We start from the raw sequence: 16,332 nt of genomic DNA on the forward strand, positions 1-16,332 counted from the left end.
CACAACCGCTCGCTCGTCCTGCAGACCCTCTTCCACGGCGGCGCCATGAGTCGCGCCGACCTCGCGCGGGAGACGGGCCTCACGCGGGTGACGATCTCCGATCTCGTCGCGGGCCTCATCACCGACGGCTTCGTCGCCGAGCAGGGCGTGCGGGAGTCCTCGCGGCCCGGAAAGCCCGCGATCCTCGTCGACCTCGATCGTGACGGGCACCGCATCGTCGGTCTCGACCTGTCCGGCAGCGAGACCTTCCTCGGCGCCGTCCTGACGCTCGACGGCGACATCGTCGCGCGGTCTGAGGTGGCGGTGCCCGCCGATGCCGACGCCGCGCTCGCAGCGGTGATCGGCCTCGCCCGCGACCTCGTCGCCGACGCCCATGCTCCCGTGCTCGGCGTCGGCGTGGGCGCCCCCGGCGTGATCGACGCCCGCGGCGTCATCCTCACCGCCCCCAATCTCGGCTGGAACGGCCTCGACCTCGAAGGCGAACTGCGCGAGGCGCTGGGGCTGCCGGTGCTCGTCGCGAACGACGCCAACGCGGCCGTGCTCGCCGAGTACACCTTCGGGGGCGCGAACGAGGATGTGCTCCTCGTCCGGGTCGGTCGGGGTGTCGGTTCCGGGCTGCTCGCCGGGGGTCAGCCGGTGCGCGGCGCTCGATTCGCCGCGGGCGAGATCGGTCACGTCACCGTCGGCACCGACGGCGGCCCGCGGTGCGCGTGCGGCAAGATCGGCTGTCTCGAGGCGTGGCTGGCGGTCCCCGCGCTGACCGCCCGGATCGCGGCGACCGACGAACCCGCCGCCGGCGTGCTGCGCGACGCGGGCGAGCGCCTGGGGATCGCGCTCGCGCCCATCGTGGGCGTCCTCGACCTCCCTGAGATCGTGCTCTCGGGTCCCCGTGAACTTCTCGACGGCGCTCTTGCCGAGCAGGCCGTCGAGACCCTCCGCGCACGAACGCTCGCCACGCACCACGACGGCGTGCGGGTGCGGATGACGGAGCAAGGCCAGGACATCGTCCTGCGCGGCGCCGCCGTCATGGTCCTGTCGGCACAGCTCGGCGTCTCGTAGGACCACGCTCCACCCTCCTCGGACGAGTCGCCCGGCCCGTCCTCACCAAGAAGAACGAAGGATGACACCATGAAGCACAAGCTCGGAGCGTTCGCGCTCGTGGGCGCCTCGGCTGTCGCTCTCGCCGGCTGCGCCGGTGGCAATGACGCCGCCTCCACGGAGCCCGAGACCGGCGACCTGACGGTCTGGCTCGTCGGCACCGACACCCCGCAGACGGCGCGCGACTACCTGACCGAGACCTTCGAGGCCGAGAACGAGGGCTGGACCCTCACGATCGAGGAGAAGACCTGGGCCGACGTCTCCGACACCTACACCGCGGCACTGTCGTCCAACGACAGCCCCGACGTCGTCGAGGTCGGCAACACCCAGGCGCTCGGCTTCGCCGACGCCGGCCTGTTCCTGGACATCTCCGACATCCAGGAGGAGCTCGGCGGCGACGATCTGCTGAGCGGCCTGGTCGATGCCGGCACCTACGACGGCGCGCTGTACGCCGCGCCGTACTACGCCGGTGGCCGCGTCGTCTTCTACAGCCCCATGATGGTCGACGAGGTCCCCGCGACCCTCGAGGACTACGTCGCTCAGGGCGAGGCCCTCACCACCGACAGCGTCTCGGGCATCTACGCCCCCGGCAAGGACTGGTACAACGCTCTTCCCTACGTCTGGGCCTACGGCGGCGAGATCGCGGTGCAGGACGGCGACACGTGGGACGCGCAGTTCTCGAGCCCGGAGAGCATCGAGGGGCTCGAACTGCTGCAGCAGGTCTACCTCGACGCCTCGGTCGCACCGGCCGACGGCAACGAGCTCATGGCGAACATCGCGTTCTGCGACGGCGAGGCGGGCTTCATCTCCAGCCCCGCCTGGGCCGCCGGCAACCTCACCGGCGACTGGCCGTGGGGCGACGAGGCCGCGGGTGAAGAGGTCGAGGAAGGATGCCCCGACACCTACGCGAAGGACCTCGGCGCGTTCGCGCTGCCGGGCCTCGTCGAGGGGGAGACAGCGCCGATCTTCGCCGGCGGGTCCAACGTGGCCGTCGCCACCAAGAGCGCAGCGCCCGAGAAGGCCAAGGCCGCCCTGGAGATCATGCTCTCCGAGGGCTACCAGACGCTGCTCGCCGAGCAGGGTCTGACGCCCGGGATCGTGTCGGCCGCCGCATCGCTGCCGGACACCCCGGTGGCCCAGGCGCAGGCCGCCGCGCTCGCCAACTCCAAGGGCACCCCGGCCAGCCCGAACTGGGCCGAGGTCGAGGCCGCGCAGATCATCCCCGATGCCCTCGTCGGCATCGCCCAGGGTGGGGATGTGACCGAGATCGCGACGTCGCTCGACGAGCAGATCGAGGCCATCCTCAACGACTGACACCCGTCGGTCTTCGCAGGGGGTCCGGCCCCACCGGGCCCCCTGCATCCCTGTCGACATCCCGCACCACCGAGAGAGGAGGCGACATGAGCGAGACCCGTGCCCTCACCGTGGGACGCCCGGCCTCCGGGCGACGCCCCACCGCGTCGCTCACCCCGCGCGAGCGCTCCCGGCGTCGCCGCGAAGCCCGCGGCGCGTGGTCGCTGCTCAGCCCGTCGCTGATCATCCTGGGCGTCATGGTGGGATACCCCGCCGTGCTGATGGTGATCCAGTCGTTCACCGACTACACGGTCAAGAACAAGGTGCAGGGCACCCTCCCCGCCTTCGTCGGCCTCGAGAACTACATCGACCTGTTCACCCAGTCCGACTTCCCGGCCGTGCTCATGCGAAGCCTCGGGCTCATGGCCGTGCTCACCGTGCTCAACATGGGTCTCGGCGTGCTGGTCGCGGTGCTCATGACCCGGCTCTCGCGCGCCTGGCGCATCGTCGTGTCGGTCGGGCTCCTGCTCGCGTGGGCGATGCCGCCCCTGACGGCAACGGTGGTCTGGGGATGGATCTTCGACACCGAGTACGGCGTCGTGAACTGGGCGATGAACACCCTCACCGGCACGACCGACTGGACCAACCACTCGTGGCTGCTGAACCCGTGGTCGTTCTTCTTCGTCCTCACGATCATCATCGTGTGGCAGTCGGTGCCCTTCGTGGCCTTCACCACCTACGCGGGTCTCGGACAGGTTCCCGGCGAGGTTCTCGAAGCCGCCTCCCTGGACGGCGCGCACCCGTGGAAGCGGTTCTGGTTCGTCGTCTTCCCCTACCTTCGCAGCATCCTCACCGTCGTGCTCGTGCTGCAGATCATCTGGAACCTGCGCATCTTCACCCAGGTCTACGCGCTGCAGAGCCGCGGCGGACTCGCCTCCGAGACGAACGTGCTCGGCACCTATCTGTTCCGCCAGGGCGTCGGCGAGTTCGGGGCCACCGCGGCCATCGGCGTCGTCATGGTCATCCTGCTGCTCGTCCTCTCCTGGGGATACGTGCGCACCACCCTGAAGGAGGAGGAGCTGTGAGCACACAGGTCACCACCGCCACCCAGGTCGGCACCGTCGGCGTCGACGAGGTGCTCGGCGAGCCGGGTTCGCCGAATCGACCTGCGCCCCGGTCCCTGCAGGCGCGGCGCCCCTCGAGCTGGCGCGTGCTCACCCGCACGCTCCTCAACGTCGCCGCGGCGATCGTCTTCGGCATGAGCGTGTTCCCGGTGTACTGGATGATCAACATGTCGCTGACGCCCAACAGCGAGATCATCACGCGCGAGCCGAGCTTCCTGCCCTTCGATTTCACTCTGCAGAACTACCTCACGGCGTGGACGCGCGAAGCGGCCCCCGGACAGACCGACTTCCCGCACGCGCTCATGACCTCGCTCACGGTGACCGCCGGCGTGCTCGTGGCCACCCTGCTGTTCGCCTTCCTCGCCTCGATCGCCGTCGCACGATTCCACTTCAAGGGACGCCGCGGGTTCATCGTCTCGGTCCTCATCGTGCAGATGATCCCCGGCGAGGCGATGATGTTCACGATCTACGGGATGATCGACGACTGGCAGCTGATGAACACCCTGCTCGGTCTCGGCATCGTCTACACCGCCGCGGTCATCCCCTTCACCATCTGGACGCTTCGCGGATTCGTGGCGGGGGTCCCCGCTGATCTCGAAGAAGCGGCCATGATCGACGGGTGCACGAAGTCGCAGGCGTTCTGGAAGGTCACCTTCCCGCTGCTGGCGCCCGGGCTCATCTCGACCGGCATCTTCGCGTTCATCCAGTCGTGGAACGAGTTCACGATGGCGCTGCTTCTCATGAGCGGCTACAACCTGCCGCTCATGCCGTGGCTGAACGCCTTCCAGTCCTCCAGCGTCGGCGGCTCCGTCGACTGGGGCGCCGTCATGGCCGGCTCGACGCTCATCGCCATCCCGGTGATGATCTTCTTCCTCATCGTGCAGGGCAAGATGACCGGAGGGCTCGTGGCCGGGGCGGTCAAGGGCTGATGGCGCCGCGCACCACCGCCGCCTTCGAACCGGAGCGCGGCCGATGAGGGTCGGACTCGACGTCGGGGGCACCAAGACCGACGCCGTGGTCGTCGACGACGCCGCTCGCGTGCTCGCCCGCACGCGACTGGCCACCGGCTGGGGCGTCGACGCGGTCGGCGCGACCATCGTGCGTGCCGTCGACCTGGTCGCCGCCGAAGCCGGCGTCGGCCGCGACGAGATCCGGTCGGTCGGGATCGGGATGCCGGGGCAGGTCGCCCCGGGCTCCACCCGCGTCGTGCACGCGGTGAACCTCGGCGTGCACGACCTCGACGTCGCGAGCACCGTCGAGCCGATGCTCGGCCTTCCCGTGCGGGTCGAGAACGACGTCAAGGCGGCTGCGCTCGGCGCGCACGCCCTGCACGGTGCCGGAACCGGAACGATGGCCTATCTCAACCTCGGCACCGGGGTCGCCGCCGGCATCGTCGTCGACGGGCAGCTGTGGCGCGGTGCCGGCGGAAGCGCCGGCGAGGTCGGGCACATCTCCGTCGACCCGGCGGGTCCGCCGTGCCGGTGCGGGCAGCGCGGATGCATCGAGGCGCTCGCGGGCGGGGGAGCCGTCGCCGAGCGGTGGGGGCGCCCCGGCGCGCTTCCCGTGCGCGACGTCTTCGACGCCGCCGACGCCGGAGACCCCCGGGCCGTCGCGCTGCGCGCGGACCTCGCACGCGGCGTGGCCTCGGCCATCCGCGTGCTCGTGCTCACCGCCGACGTCGACACCGTCGTGATCGGCGGCGGGCTCAGCGCCCTCGGCGAGCGGCTCACCGGCCCGGTTGCCGACGAACTCGACGCCGGCGCCGCCGCGTCGGCGTTCATCCGCTCGCTCCACCTGCGCGATCGGGCGACCCTGCTGCCGCCGGCGTCGCCGGCCGCCGCGCTCGGCGCCGCTCTGGTCGGCCGGGCCAGCGAGGAGGTGCTCGCGCATGGCTGAAGTCGTCATCGTGCCCGACGCCCGCGCCGCCGGTGCGCTCGTGGCCGACGCGATCGCGCGGGCGATCGAGGCGCGGCCCGATGCGGTGCTGGGACTCGCGACCGGTTCGACGCCGCTCCCGGTGTACGAAGCGCTGCGCGGGCGGCTGGCGGGCACCGACCTGTCGCTCGTGCGAGGCTTCGCGCTCGATGAGTACGTGGCGATCGATCCCGCCCATCCGCAGAGCTACCGGTCGGTGATCTCGCGCGAGGTGGTCGACCCGCTCGGGCTCGACCCGGCGCGCGTGCACGTTCCCGACGGGAGCCCCGAGGGCATCGAGCACGCCGGGGCGGACTACGAGGCGGCGATCGAAGCGGCGGGCGGTGTCGACCTGCAGATCCTCGGCATCGGCACCGACGGGCACATCGGATTCAACGAGCCGGGGTCGTCGTTCGCATCGTCCACGCGCGTGAAGACGCTGACGGAGCAGACCCGCCGCGACAATGCCCGCTTCTTCGACACGATCGACGATGTGCCGATGCACTGCATCACGCAGGGTCTCGGCACGATCCTCCGCGCCCGGCACCTGGTGCTCCTGGCCTTCGGCGAGGGCAAGGCGGCGGCGGTGGCCGCGGCCGTCGAAGGCCCGCTGTCGGCGTCGGCGCCGGGCTCGGCCATCCAGCTGCATCCCCACGCCACGGTGGTCCTCGATGAGGCCGCGGCGACCGACCTCGCCCACGCTGACTACTACCGCTACGCCTACGCGAACAAGCCCGCCTGGCAGCGCCTCTGACACCGCGTCGAGCCTGCCCCTCGCTGCGTCGAGCCGGCCCCTTCCCGCCGAGCCGGCCCGTTCTTCGCGTCTCGAGAGGGCCGGCTCGACGCGAACAGGGTGGATCGGCGACGGCGGTCAGGGCCAGGCGAAGCGGATGAGGTGGTTGCGACTCAGGTTCGCCAGCGGCGTGTCGGGCACCTCGGCCGCCGTCAGCCAACGGAGCTCCTCGATCTCTCCCGACGCGGTCGCCTCGGCCGGTCCGACCCGCAGCAGGAACGCGTCGCCGACGACACGGTGGCCGGGTTCGTTCGCGGCGTCGTCGGTGAAGCGCCCGAGCGGCACGTAGTCGCCCGGGTCGGCGGCGATGCCGGTCTCCTCGGCGACCTCGCGCACGACGGCCGCCAAGGCGTCCTCACCCGCATCGGGCTTGCCGCCCGGCTGCTGGAAGACCCGGGCGCCGCGCTTTCGCACCACGAGGGTGCGGCCGTCGTCGGCGACGACCACCGCGGCCGCCACGTGAATCGTGCCGCTCACCGGGCGAACACCTTCCCCGGGTTCAGGATGCCGTCCGGATCGAACACGCGGGTGATCTGGCGCTGGATCTCCCACTGGTCGTCGCCGAGCTCGTCGGCGAGCCATCGGCTCTTCAGCACCCCGACGCCGTGCTCACCGGTGAGGGTGCCGCCGAGGGCGAGCGCGGCGCGGAAGAGCGCGTCTGCCGCGCGCCACACGACCGGGGGCACCTCGACGACGCCCGACGCGTCGGGGGAGGCGTCGAACACGAAGTTCGGATGCAGGTTGCCGTCGCCGGCGTGGGCGACGGTGGGGATGGGCAGTCCGTACTCGCGCTCGACGCGGGCGATCTCGTCGAACATCGCCGGGAGGGCGCTGCGGGGCACCGAGACGTCTTCGATGAGGGTCGTGCCGAGGCGTTCCATGGCCGGATGCATCGCGCGGCGCACCGCGAGCAGACGTTCGCCCCCCACCGGGTCCCGCGTGACGGCGACCGTGCCGCCGGCGTCGGCGAGCATCCGCCCGATCGCCTCGGCATCGGCTGCCGCCGAGATGCCGTCGGTCTGAATGGTCAGCTGCGAGGCGCCCGGTGTCGGCGCGGTCAGCCCGAGGTGAGCGTGCACGGCGGCGAGGGATGCCGCATCCATGAGCTCCATGATCGCCGGCTGCACCCCGGACGCCGTGACGGCGGCGGATGCGGTCGCCGCGTCGCGCACCGCCGGGAAGGTCGCGGCGATCGTGCACACCTCGCCCGGCACGGTGCGCCGGAGCTTGAGGGTCGCCCCGACGATCACCCCGAGCGTCCCCTCGGAGCCGATCATGAGCGACGTGAGGTCGAGACCGGTGACGCCCTTGACGGTGCGATGGCCCAGGCGCAGCAGGCGGCCGTCGGCGAGCACGACGTCGACGCCGAGCACCGCATCGCGCACGACGCCGTACTTCGCGCACAGCAGGCCTCCCGCTCCGGTGGCGATGTTGCCGCCCACCGTCGAGATGGCGCGGCTGGCCGGGTCGGGGGCCCACCAGAGGCCCTGCGGCGCGAGGGCCGCGTTGAGGTCGGCGTTGAGGATGCCCGGTTCGACGACGGCGATCAGGTCGTCGGGGCGCACCTCGAGGATGCGGTCCATGCCGCGCACCGAGAGGGCGATCTCGCCGTCGCCGGCGTTCGCGGCACCCGCGAGGCCCGTACCGGCGCCGCGGGTCACGACGGGGGTGCCGGTGGCGGTGGCGACGCGCAGGGTCGCCTGCACGTCCTCGACCGAGCCGGCGTGCACGACCGCGACGGGGATGCCTGCTGCGGCGTGCCCGGACTTGTCGGCCCGAGCGGCACGACGGGCGTCGAAGGAGACGTCGACGCGATCGCCGAGCTCGGCGGCGAGACGGGCGACGACCTCGACGGCGTCGGTCACGACAGGCGGCGCCGTCCGACCAGCACGCCGCACGTCACGGCGATCACGGCGAAGACGACGCCGATCCACGCGTAGCCGAGGTCCCACCAGGCGATCGTGGCCGACAGGTAGACCAGCAGCTCGACGAGACCCCGGACGAACGGGTGCACGGCGAAGACCGCGCGCGGTGAGACGAACAGTGCCCACACCACCAGGGCGAGGGCCGGTGCCCCGACGCCGACGACGATGTTCCACGGCAGGTCGAACGCGAGGAACCCCCACAGCGCCAGCGAGCCGAGCGCGAACAGCTCGCACACGAAGGCGAGGATGTCGAGGCCGGTGAGCGGTGCGCGCATGCCGGGCGCGGGGGAAGCGGGCGCGGCCGAGGAGGGTGAGGCGTTCTCGGGCATGCTCCGATTCTACGCCGCGCCCTCTCCGGGGCCCGCGGACGCGCGTCCGCCCGTCCACACGCGGCGCACCTCGAGGTCACGGGTGAGCAGGACCGCGTCGGCGAGCATGCCGGGGGCCAGAGCGCCGAGGTCGTCGCGCCCGATCGCGCGAGCCGGGGCGGCCGTCAGGGCCTGTACGGCGTCGGGGAGCGATACGCCCGCCTCGATCGTGCGCCGGAGGGCGGCATCCTGCGTGAGCGTCGACCCGGCGATCGCGCGCGTCCCCTCCGCGAGTCGGGCGACACCCCCCTCGACGTCGACCCGCAGGCCGCCGAGCTCGTACGCCCCGTCGGGGCGTCCGGCCGCCGCCATGGCGTCGGTGACCAGGGCGATGCGGTGCGGCGCGGCCGCGAACGCGACGCGCACGGTCTCCGGATGCAGGTGCACGCCGTCGGCGATGATCTCCAGCGTCACGCGGGCGTCGGCCGCGGCGGCCGCCACCGGACCCGGGTGCCGGTGGTGCAGCCCCGGCATTGCGTTGAAGGCGTGCGTGAGGATGCCGGCGCCGGCGTCGAAGGCCGCGCGAGCGAGGTCGAAGCCGGCCGAGGTGTGACCGACGGCCGGCACGACGCCCGCGTCTCGCAGGCGGGCGATGGCAGCCAGGGCGCCGGGGCGCTCCGGCGCGAGGGTGACCTGCCGCACGGTGCCGCGTCCGGCCTCGAGCAGGCGGTCGACCGCGTCGGGGGTCGGATCGAGGAGCGCGCGCTCGTCGTGCGCGCCCCGGTGGCCGGGGTCGAGGAAAGGTCCCTCCAGGTGCGACCCCAGCACGTCGGGATCGGTGCCGGCGACGCCGGCGACGACGCCGGCGCGCGCGGCGAGCACCTCGATCGGTGCCGACACGAGCGAGACCAGGCCGCGGGTCGTGCCGTGACTGCGGTGCAGGGCGCGCGCGGTGCGGATGGCGTCGGCGCCCTCGTCGAACGACGCGCCCGCGCCGCCGTGGGCGTGCAGGTCGATGAAGCCGGGAGTGAGCACGGCGCCGTCACCCGCGACGGTCGACGCGTCGACGACGTCGACGCCGGCATCCGTCGTCGCAGCCCACCCCGACCCGGTGCCGACGGCCGTCACCCGGTCGCCGTCGAAGCGCACCCACGCGTCGGCGGTCACCGCGCCGCCGGTGACCAGGCGCGCGGAGTGGATGACGGTCACGCCCACGGGATCTCCGGGCTGACGTGGAAGCGGATGCCCCGCGCGGCCCAGCGCGGGCCCTGCGCGCCGACCCGGTGTCGGAACGAGTCCCACGTGCGCTCCGGGGAGGCGTCGGTCGGCGGAGACCACGCCGCTTCGGCGGCCGCGGCGATGCGCGGGAAGGCGAGGGCGTCGATGTCGGCGGCGGTGCGCACCGTCTCCGTCCACAGCGGCGCCTCCACGCCGAGGATGTCATCCTCGGCGAGCCCCTTGATCACCGCGGACGGCTCCCATTCGTAGGCCCGCCGCACGCTCGTGGGGCCGTTCGCCCACGTGAGCCCGAGGGGGAAATCGGCGTCGGGCTTCATGTCGAGGTAGACGGCGTCGGCGGGGGAGAGGATGATGCGGCCGCCTCGCGCGACGAAGCGCCGTGTCGTCTCGGCGGAGCCGTCCACCGGCGTGGTGAACCCCCAGTACTGGCCGATCGTGCCGGCGGCGAGGTGGTCCGCGGCGCCCGCCTCGTGCCAGGCGACGGGGGTCTTGCCGAGCCCCGTGATGATCTCGGTGGCCCGGGCGACGAACGAGGCGTACCGCGCCGGGTAGGTGCCGAGGGCCTCGTCGCCGCCGAGGTGCAGGTACGGTCCCGGGGTGAGCGCCGCGAGATCGGTGAACACGTCGGTGACGAACCGGTCCACCTCGTCGTCGCCGATGCGCAGGGACGAGAAGCCGACCGCCAGTCCGCGGTAGGGCTCCCCGGTGCGGGGGAGGCCGCCGCCGAACGCGTCGGCGGCCGCGCGCACGTCGTCGGTGATCACCGGCTCCGCCGCGAGGGCGGGGTAGGCGAGGGACACCGCATGGGTGTGCCCGGGCATGTCGAGCTCGGGCACGACGGTCATGTGGCGGGAGGCCGCGTGGGCGGCGATGCGGGCGTAGTCCGCCGCCGTGTACCAGCCGCCCTCGTCGGCGCCGATCGCGGTCGCCGAGGCACGCTCGGCGAGCTCGGGTCGCGACGCGAGGGCGATCCGCCATCCCTGGTCGTCACTCAGGTGCAGGTGGAGGTGGTTGGCCTTCAGGGAGGCGGCCCGGTCGATCCACGCGCACACCGTGTCGACGTCGAAGAAGTGCCGTGCGACGTCGAGCATGACCCCGCGGTAGGCGAACCGGGGGCGGTCGGCGATCCGGACGGCGGGAATCCGCCATCCGGCCTCATCACGGGCGACGAGCTGCAGGAGGGTCTGCACGCCGTAGAACAGGCCGGCGGGGTCCGCTCCGGTGACCACCACGCCGTGCGCCGACGCATCCAGCGTGTACGACTCGGGGGCTCCGTCCGTCGCGACGGCGAGCCGGATGCCCTCATCCGACCCGATGGTGGTGCCCGTGACCGCCTCGAGCTCGCGGCGCAGCAGCGTCGCGCAGGTCTCGTCGCCGGTGACGCCGGCGCCCGTGTCGAGCCGGAAGGCGGGCTCGTCGAGGGCGGTGGCGGACGCCGGGTAGGGCACCAGCGGAAGGCTCATGTAAGGCAACCTAACAAACTCCCGCCGAGACGGCATCCGTTATGATCGGGGATGTCGCGACTGGCGTTGAGGTGGATGACCACCGGGAAGCGACCGCATGGCACGTCGACCGCACGCCTGGGCCGATCGAACACTCGGAATCCCGATCCCGTCTGCAAGGAGAACGCCATGACCGACTCTTTCTTCACGGCCCCGCTGGCCGAGGTCGACCCCGAGATCGCGGAGGTGCTCGAGCGCGAGCTCGACCGTCAGCGCGGCTACCTCGAGATGATCGCCTCGGAGAACTTCGTTCCCGTCTCGGTGCTGCAGTCGCAGGGCTCGGTGCTCACCAACAAGTACGCCGAGGGATACCCCGGTCGCCGCTACTACGGCGGCTGCGAAGAGGTCGATGTGGCCGAGGAGCTCGCGATCGCGCGCGCCAAGGAGCTGTTCGGGGCGGAGTTCGCCAACGTGCAGCCCCACTCCGGCGCCACCGCGAACGCGGCCGTGCTGCACGCCATCGCCCGCCCGGGCGACACCATCCTGGGCCTCGCGCTCGACCAGGGCGGCCACCTCACCCACGGCATGAAGATCAACTTCTCCGGCCGCCTCTACGACATCGTCGCCTACGGCGTCGACCCCGAGACGAGTCTGATCGACATGGACGAGGTGCACCGCCTCGCCGTCGAGCACGAGCCCAAGGTCATCATCGCCGGCTGGTCGGCGTATCCGCGTCAGCTCGACTTCGCCCGCTTCCGCGAGATCGCCGACGAGGTCGGCGCGTACCTCTGGGTGGACATGGCCCACTTCGCGGGCCTCGTCGCAGCCGGCGTGCACCCGTCGCCGGTTCCCCACGCCCACGTGGTCTCCTCCACGGTGCACAAGACCATCGGCGGACCTCGCTCGGGCTTCATCCTCACCAACGACGCCGACCTCGCCAAGAAGATCAACACCGCCGTCTTCCCGGGTCAGCAGGGCGGCCCCCTCATGCACGTGATCGCCGCCAAGGCGACCGCCTTCAAGCTCGCCGGCACCCCGGAGTTCCGCGACCGTCAGGAACGCACCGTGCGCGGCGCCGCGATCCTCGCCGAGCGCCTCCAGCGCGAAGACGTCGCCGGCGCCGGCGTGACCGTGCGCTCCGGCGGCACCGACGTGCACCTCGTGCTCGTCGACCTGCGCGACGCCGAGATCGACGGCAAGCAGGCCGAAGACCTCCTGCACGAGATCCACATCACCGTCAACCGCAACGCGGTGCCGAACGACCCGCGCCCGCCGATGGTCACCTCGGGTCTGCGCATCGGCACGCCCGCCCTCGCCACTCGCGGCTTCGGCGACGACGAGTTCGCCGAGGTCGCCGACATCATCGCCCTGGCCCTGCTGCCCGGCGCCGACGTCGAGGCTCTGCGTTCCCGCGTCGCGGCGCTCACCGGCGCCTTCCCGCTCTACCCCGAGCTGCAGCAGTAACGCCGGGGCGACATCCGAAAAACCACTTCTGCCCCGAGACACCACGCAATGCCCGATGTCTCGGGGCGGGATGTGTTTATCGATCCGAGAGGGAGCGTCATGACCGCGCAGAAGCTGGACGGAAAGGCCGCGTCGGCGGCGATCAAGGATGAGCTGCGCGCGCGGGTCGCCGCGCTCGCCGAGAAGGGGGTCGTGCCCGGGATCGCGACGGTGCTCGTCGGCGCCGACCCGGCATCGCAGCTGTACGTCGGCATGAAGCACCGCGCCAGCGAGGCGATCGGGATGAACTCCATCCAGCGCGAGCTGCCCGCCGACGCCACGCAGGCGGACGTCGAAGCGCTCATCGACGAGCTCAACGCCGATCCGAGCTGCCACGGCTACATCGTGCAGCTGCCGCTGCCGAAGCACATCGACACCGACGCGGTCCTCGAGCGGATCGATCCCGCGAAGGACGCCGACGGGCTGCATCCGACGAACCTCGGTCGGCTCGTGCTGAACGTCAACGCCCCGATCACGACGCCGTTGCCGTGCACACCCCGCGGTGTCATCGAGCTGCTGCAGCGCAACGGATACGGCCTGAACGGCAAGCACGTCGTGGTCGTCGGGCGCGGAGTCACCATCGGCCGCTCGATCGGCCTGCTGCTGACCCGACGTGAGATCAACGCGACGGTGACGCTCACGCACACCGGCACGGCCGACCTCTCGCAGCACCTGCAGCAGGCGGATGTCATCGTGGCGGCCGCCGGGGTTAAGCACATCGTTCGCGCGGCGGACGTCAAGCCCGGCGCGGCGGTGCTCGACGTCGGTGTGACGCGCGAGACCGACTCCGAGACGGGCAAGAGCGCGGTCTTCGGCGACGTTCATCCGGATGTGGCGGATGTCGCCGGCTGGCTCTCCCCGAATCCGGGCGGTGTCGGCCCCATGACCGTCGCGCTCCTGATGACGAATGTCGTCGAGGCCGCCGAGCGTTCCCTGGCCTGACGGGGCGTTTCGTCTCGCTGCGCTCGCTCAACGACCGGGGAGGCGCGGCGCTCGCTCAGCGACCGCGCATCCATCTGGTCGTTGAGCGAGGAGCGCAGCGACGAGACGAAACGCGGGCCGGGCGTTTCGTCTCGCTGCGCTCGCTCAACGACCGGGGAGGCGCGGCGCTCGCTCAACGATCGGCGGGGCCGCCGAGAGCCTTGACGTAGAGCTCCTGGCCCTTCGCCTCGACGCGGGCGGCGATGGCGTCCCAGATCGCCCACGCGATCGCGAGGATGATCGGCGGGAACACCCACCACGAGATCCACCCGGTCGTGTTCACGCCGGACAGCAGCACGACCGCGACCCACACGATGAGGGCGACCAGGAGAACGATGCCCAGCTGCAGCACCTTCTCGCCCACCTTGGTGCGTCGGTGCACCGAGCCCGCAGCGCGCTTCTGGAAGGACTTCCGGATGACCGGACGCAGCCACACCGTGGCGACGGTGAGGAGCAGCGCCGCCCAGGGGGCGCTCCATCCGACCGCGACGACCTGACCCATCACGAGGGCGATCACGAGCAGCACGATGACGTTGAACGCCCACAGGGTGAGAAGGCGCACGACCCAGGTCTTCATGCCCTCAGCCTCGCACGCCGCGTGGCCCGGCGCACGCGAAGACGGGTCAGCGAAGGTCGACGAGGCGGTCGAGGTCGTCGTCCGGCAGCGCGTCGGCCGTGGCGGTGACCTCCATCGAGGCCAGCGCAGCGCCGCCGCGCGTGACGGTGAGGAAGGCCGTGTCGGCGGCATCCCTTCCGGTCGCGATCCGCAGCAGCGTCGATCGGGGCGCGAGAGTCGTGGCGTCCACGACGTGCCAGGCGCCGTCGACCCACGCCTCGGCGACGGCGTGGAAGTCCATCGGATCCAGGCCGGGAGCGTAGACGGCGACGAGCCGGGCGGGAACCCCCAGCGCGCGAAGCAGGGCCACGCACGTGTGCGCGTAGTCGCGGCACACGCCGCGGCGGGCCAGCAGTGTGCGCACCGCGCCGTCGGTCGGCAGGCTCGATCCCGGCTCGTAGGCCAGTCGCGTCCCGACCCACGACGACACGGCCGTGAGCAGCGGGGCACCGGGCTCGACGCCGGCGAACTCCGCGACGGCGGTGGGGGCGAGCGCGTCCGATTCGGCATAGCGACTCGGGCGCAGGTAGGTCACGAGGTCGGTGTCGGTCGCGACATCGGGGTCTCCCGTTCCGGAGACGGATGCCTCGTAGGACAGCTCGAGGTGCCCGGTCTCGCACCGCACCCGGTGCAGACGGGTGCCGTGCGCATCGGGCAGCTCGTCGACGGGGACCGGCGATCCGTCGACGGTGACCTTCAGCGTCTCGTCGGGGGCGTGATGACGCGAGACGGCGATCGCGAACACCAGCTCTGCGGGACCGGTGACATCCAGGGCGACGTGGGCGGAGACATCCCTCTGCATGCTCCGAGTGTGCCGTGGCCGCCGTTTGCGTGTCGAGGCTTGACATCGGGTCCTGCCTTCCGGTGGGCGCCTCGAGCATCGGTGAGCGGGCAGGATGGGGGGATGAGGACTGTGCAGCTGCGCCGGTACACGCTCGTCGACGGCGAATACGACGCGTTCGTCGAGTGGTGGCAGAAGTGGATGCCGGCCGTGCGGCCGGCCGCCGGGTTCGCGATCGAGTTCGCGTACGGCATCCGAGAGACGAACGAGTTCGTGTGGGCCGTGAGCGCCGAGGGCGATGAGCAGGCCTTCCTGCGCCTGGAGGAGACGTACCTCGCATCGGATGCGCGGGCGAAGGCGTTCGACGGTGTTCCGCAGCGTGTCGCCGAATACAACGTGCGGCTGGTCTCCGAGACCTACTGACCGGGGACCGGCCGAGGGAGGCGGACGCGGCCGCGCACCTCGGCGATCACCCGTCCGTCGGCGAGGACACGCGCGTCGTAGAGCGCTGTCCGACCGCCGACCGCGCGCTGTTCGGCGACGGCCACGAGCTCGTCGCCCTCGTGCGAGGGCGTGAGGAAGACGATGTCGGCGCCGGCGACGAGCGCGGCATCCGGTGTGTGGTTGCTCGCGAGGGCGATCGCGGCGTCGGCGAGGGTGAAGATCATGCCGCCGTGCGTCACGCCCGCGCCGTTGACCATGTCCTCGCGCACGCGCATGCGCACCACGGCAGAGCCGGGTTCCGCGCGGTCGACGCCGATGCCGAGCGCGACCAGCACCGCGTCTGACGCGGCGATGCGACGGGAGTGCTCCGTCGCGTGGGTGTCGTCCATGCCCGTCAGGAGGTCTCGAACTCCGCGGTCACCTCGACGCGCACGGTGATGTCGGGGATGGAGACCTCTGCGCTCTCGCCGGATGCCATCGCGGCGCTGCGCAGTCCCACGGGGCCGGGCCCGGCCTCGCCCGCGCGGAGCGTGACCACCCGGGCGATGGTCGTGCCGAGGGCCGAGGCGAAGTCGTCTGCCTCGACGCGGGCGTCGCTGACGGCAGCCGCGCGGATCTCTCTCGTCACGCGGGTTCGCGTGACCTCGGTGAGGGCCCACGAGGCGTGCACCGACGCGCCCATCGCGCTCAGCTGCTCGACGGTGTCCGCCACGCGATCCAGGTTCGACAGCTTCACCTGCACGGAGCTGGTGGTCACGTGCTCGCGGTGGAGCGATCCGTCGTTGTCGACCCATTGGTGCACGCCGGTGGAGAGCGTCGACGCGTGATGCCAGGTGGCGTCCCCGGCGGCGTGGAGTTCGCCCGCCCGCGC

18 protein-coding genes and 1 riboswitch are annotated in these 16,332 nt (G+C 72.0%); of the genes, 9 read left to right on the forward strand and 9 right to left on the reverse strand.

Translation table 11 applies throughout. The features are described 5' to 3' along the window. The 6 genes from B4E30_RS15905 to B4E30_RS15930 form a co-directional block, all read left to right on the forward strand. The coding region (locus tag B4E30_RS15905) for an ROK family transcriptional regulator (RefSeq protein ID WP_286796196.1) at positions 1 to 1,059 on the forward strand (1,059 nt) is incomplete at its 5' end. Positions 1,060 to 1,128: 69 nt separating this feature from the next. Continuing rightward, positions 1,129 to 2,412 carry an extracellular solute-binding protein gene (locus B4E30_RS15910; protein WP_286796197.1) on the forward strand — a complete coding sequence of 428 codons (1,284 nt, stop codon included), beginning with the start codon at positions 1,129 to 1,131 and terminating at the stop codon, positions 2,410 to 2,412. Between the two features lie 86 nt (positions 2,413 to 2,498). Beyond that, the gene (locus B4E30_RS15915; RefSeq protein WP_286796199.1) at positions 2,499 to 3,476 is read left to right on the forward strand and encodes a carbohydrate ABC transporter permease; all 978 of its coding nucleotides are present in this window, start codon (positions 2,499 to 2,501) and stop codon (positions 3,474 to 3,476) included. After that, positions 3,473 to 4,444, forward strand: coding sequence for a carbohydrate ABC transporter permease (locus B4E30_RS15920; protein ID WP_286796201.1), 972 nt, complete (start codon positions 3,473 to 3,475; stop codon positions 4,442 to 4,444). The genes B4E30_RS15915 and B4E30_RS15920 overlap by 4 nt, the downstream gene beginning before the upstream one ends. 43 nt (positions 4,445 to 4,487) lie before the next feature. Next, entirely contained in the window at positions 4,488 to 5,411 is a 924-nt protein-coding gene (locus tag B4E30_RS15925; RefSeq protein ID WP_286796202.1) for an ROK family protein, read from the forward strand. Continuing rightward, entirely contained in the window at positions 5,404 to 6,183 is a 780-nt protein-coding gene (locus tag B4E30_RS15930; protein WP_286796203.1) for a glucosamine-6-phosphate deaminase, read from the forward strand. Before B4E30_RS15925 ends, B4E30_RS15930 begins: the two co-directional genes overlap by 8 nt. A gap of 117 nt (positions 6,184 to 6,300) precedes the next feature. On the opposite strand, the gene B4E30_RS15935 is transcribed toward B4E30_RS15930, so the two are convergent. Genes B4E30_RS15935 through B4E30_RS15955 form a run of 5 tightly spaced genes read right to left on the reverse strand, consistent with a single transcriptional unit; the run spans position 6,301 to position 11,157 of the window. Then, a complete protein-coding gene (locus B4E30_RS15935; RefSeq protein WP_286796205.1) occupies positions 6,301 to 6,699 on the reverse strand; it encodes an NUDIX hydrolase in 399 nt (132 codons plus the stop codon). Further along, the gene (locus B4E30_RS15940) at positions 6,696 to 8,087 is read right to left on the reverse strand and encodes an FAD-binding oxidoreductase (RefSeq protein WP_286796207.1); all 1,392 of its coding nucleotides are present in this window, start codon (positions 8,085 to 8,087) and stop codon (positions 6,696 to 6,698) included. Before B4E30_RS15940 ends, B4E30_RS15935 begins: the two co-directional genes overlap by 4 nt. Further along, a complete protein-coding gene (locus B4E30_RS15945; protein WP_286718567.1) occupies positions 8,084 to 8,476 on the reverse strand; it encodes a YrdB family protein in 393 nt (130 codons plus the stop codon). The genes B4E30_RS15940 and B4E30_RS15945 overlap by 4 nt, the downstream gene beginning before the upstream one ends. 9 nt (positions 8,477 to 8,485) lie before the next feature. Continuing rightward, positions 8,486 to 9,670: an N-acetylglucosamine-6-phosphate deacetylase gene (gene nagA / locus B4E30_RS15950; protein ID WP_286796209.1), complete on the reverse strand. Its 1,185-nt coding sequence runs from the start codon at positions 9,668 to 9,670 to the stop codon at positions 8,486 to 8,488. Continuing rightward, the gene (locus tag B4E30_RS15955; RefSeq protein WP_286796212.1) at positions 9,661 to 11,157 is read right to left on the reverse strand and encodes a beta-N-acetylhexosaminidase; all 1,497 of its coding nucleotides are present in this window, start codon (positions 11,155 to 11,157) and stop codon (positions 9,661 to 9,663) included. Before B4E30_RS15955 ends, nagA begins: the two co-directional genes overlap by 10 nt. 46 nt (positions 11,158 to 11,203) lie before the next feature. Continuing rightward, positions 11,204 to 11,287: riboswitch (ZMP/ZTP riboswitch) on the forward strand. Between the two features lie 38 nt (positions 11,288 to 11,325). Here B4E30_RS15955 and glyA point away from each other — a divergent pair. Together glyA and B4E30_RS15965 are read left to right on the forward strand one after the other, a co-directional pair. Then, complete coding sequence (gene glyA, locus B4E30_RS15960) at positions 11,326 to 12,600, forward strand: serine hydroxymethyltransferase (RefSeq protein WP_286796214.1); 1,275 nt, start codon at positions 11,326 to 11,328, stop codon at positions 12,598 to 12,600. 99 nt (positions 12,601 to 12,699) lie between these two features. Further along, positions 12,700 to 13,581 carry a bifunctional methylenetetrahydrofolate dehydrogenase/methenyltetrahydrofolate cyclohydrolase gene (locus B4E30_RS15965; RefSeq protein ID WP_286796216.1) on the forward strand — a complete coding sequence of 294 codons (882 nt, stop codon included), beginning with the start codon at positions 12,700 to 12,702 and terminating at the stop codon, positions 13,579 to 13,581. A 172-nt stretch (positions 13,582 to 13,753) separates the two neighbouring features. Here the strand turns inward: B4E30_RS15965 and B4E30_RS15970 are convergent, their stop codons facing one another. Both B4E30_RS15970 and B4E30_RS15975 read right to left on the reverse strand, forming a co-directional pair. After that, positions 13,754 to 14,197, reverse strand: a complete 444-nt coding sequence (locus B4E30_RS15970; protein ID WP_286796218.1) for a hypothetical protein — start codon at positions 14,195 to 14,197, stop codon at positions 13,754 to 13,756. Between the two features lie 46 nt (positions 14,198 to 14,243). Beyond that, entirely contained in the window at positions 14,244 to 15,038 is a 795-nt protein-coding gene (locus B4E30_RS15975) for a transglutaminase-like domain-containing protein (protein ID WP_286796220.1), read from the reverse strand. Positions 15,039 to 15,140: 102 nt separating this feature from the next. Between B4E30_RS15975 and B4E30_RS15980 the strand changes: the two genes are divergently transcribed. After that, positions 15,141 to 15,440 (forward strand): hypothetical protein, encoded by a 300-nt coding sequence (locus B4E30_RS15980; RefSeq protein ID WP_194383591.1) that lies wholly within the window; start codon positions 15,141 to 15,143, stop codon positions 15,438 to 15,440. On the opposite strand, the gene B4E30_RS15985 is transcribed toward B4E30_RS15980, so the two are convergent. Both B4E30_RS15985 and B4E30_RS15990 read right to left on the reverse strand, forming a co-directional pair. After that, positions 15,434 to 15,850 (reverse strand): hotdog fold thioesterase, encoded by a 417-nt coding sequence (locus B4E30_RS15985; RefSeq protein WP_286796223.1) that lies wholly within the window; start codon positions 15,848 to 15,850, stop codon positions 15,434 to 15,436. The genes B4E30_RS15980 and B4E30_RS15985 overlap by 7 nt on opposite strands. Before the next feature lie 5 nt (positions 15,851 to 15,855). Then, positions 15,856 to 16,332, reverse strand: a 477-nt coding sequence (locus tag B4E30_RS15990) for an SIMPL domain-containing protein (RefSeq protein ID WP_286796226.1), incomplete at its 5' end; no start/stop codon positions are given.

The sequence above is a fragment of the Microbacterium sp. UBA3394 genome (assembly GCF_002358725.1).
Taxonomy (GTDB): Bacteria; Actinomycetota; Actinomycetes; order Actinomycetales; family Microbacteriaceae; genus Microbacterium; species Microbacterium luteum.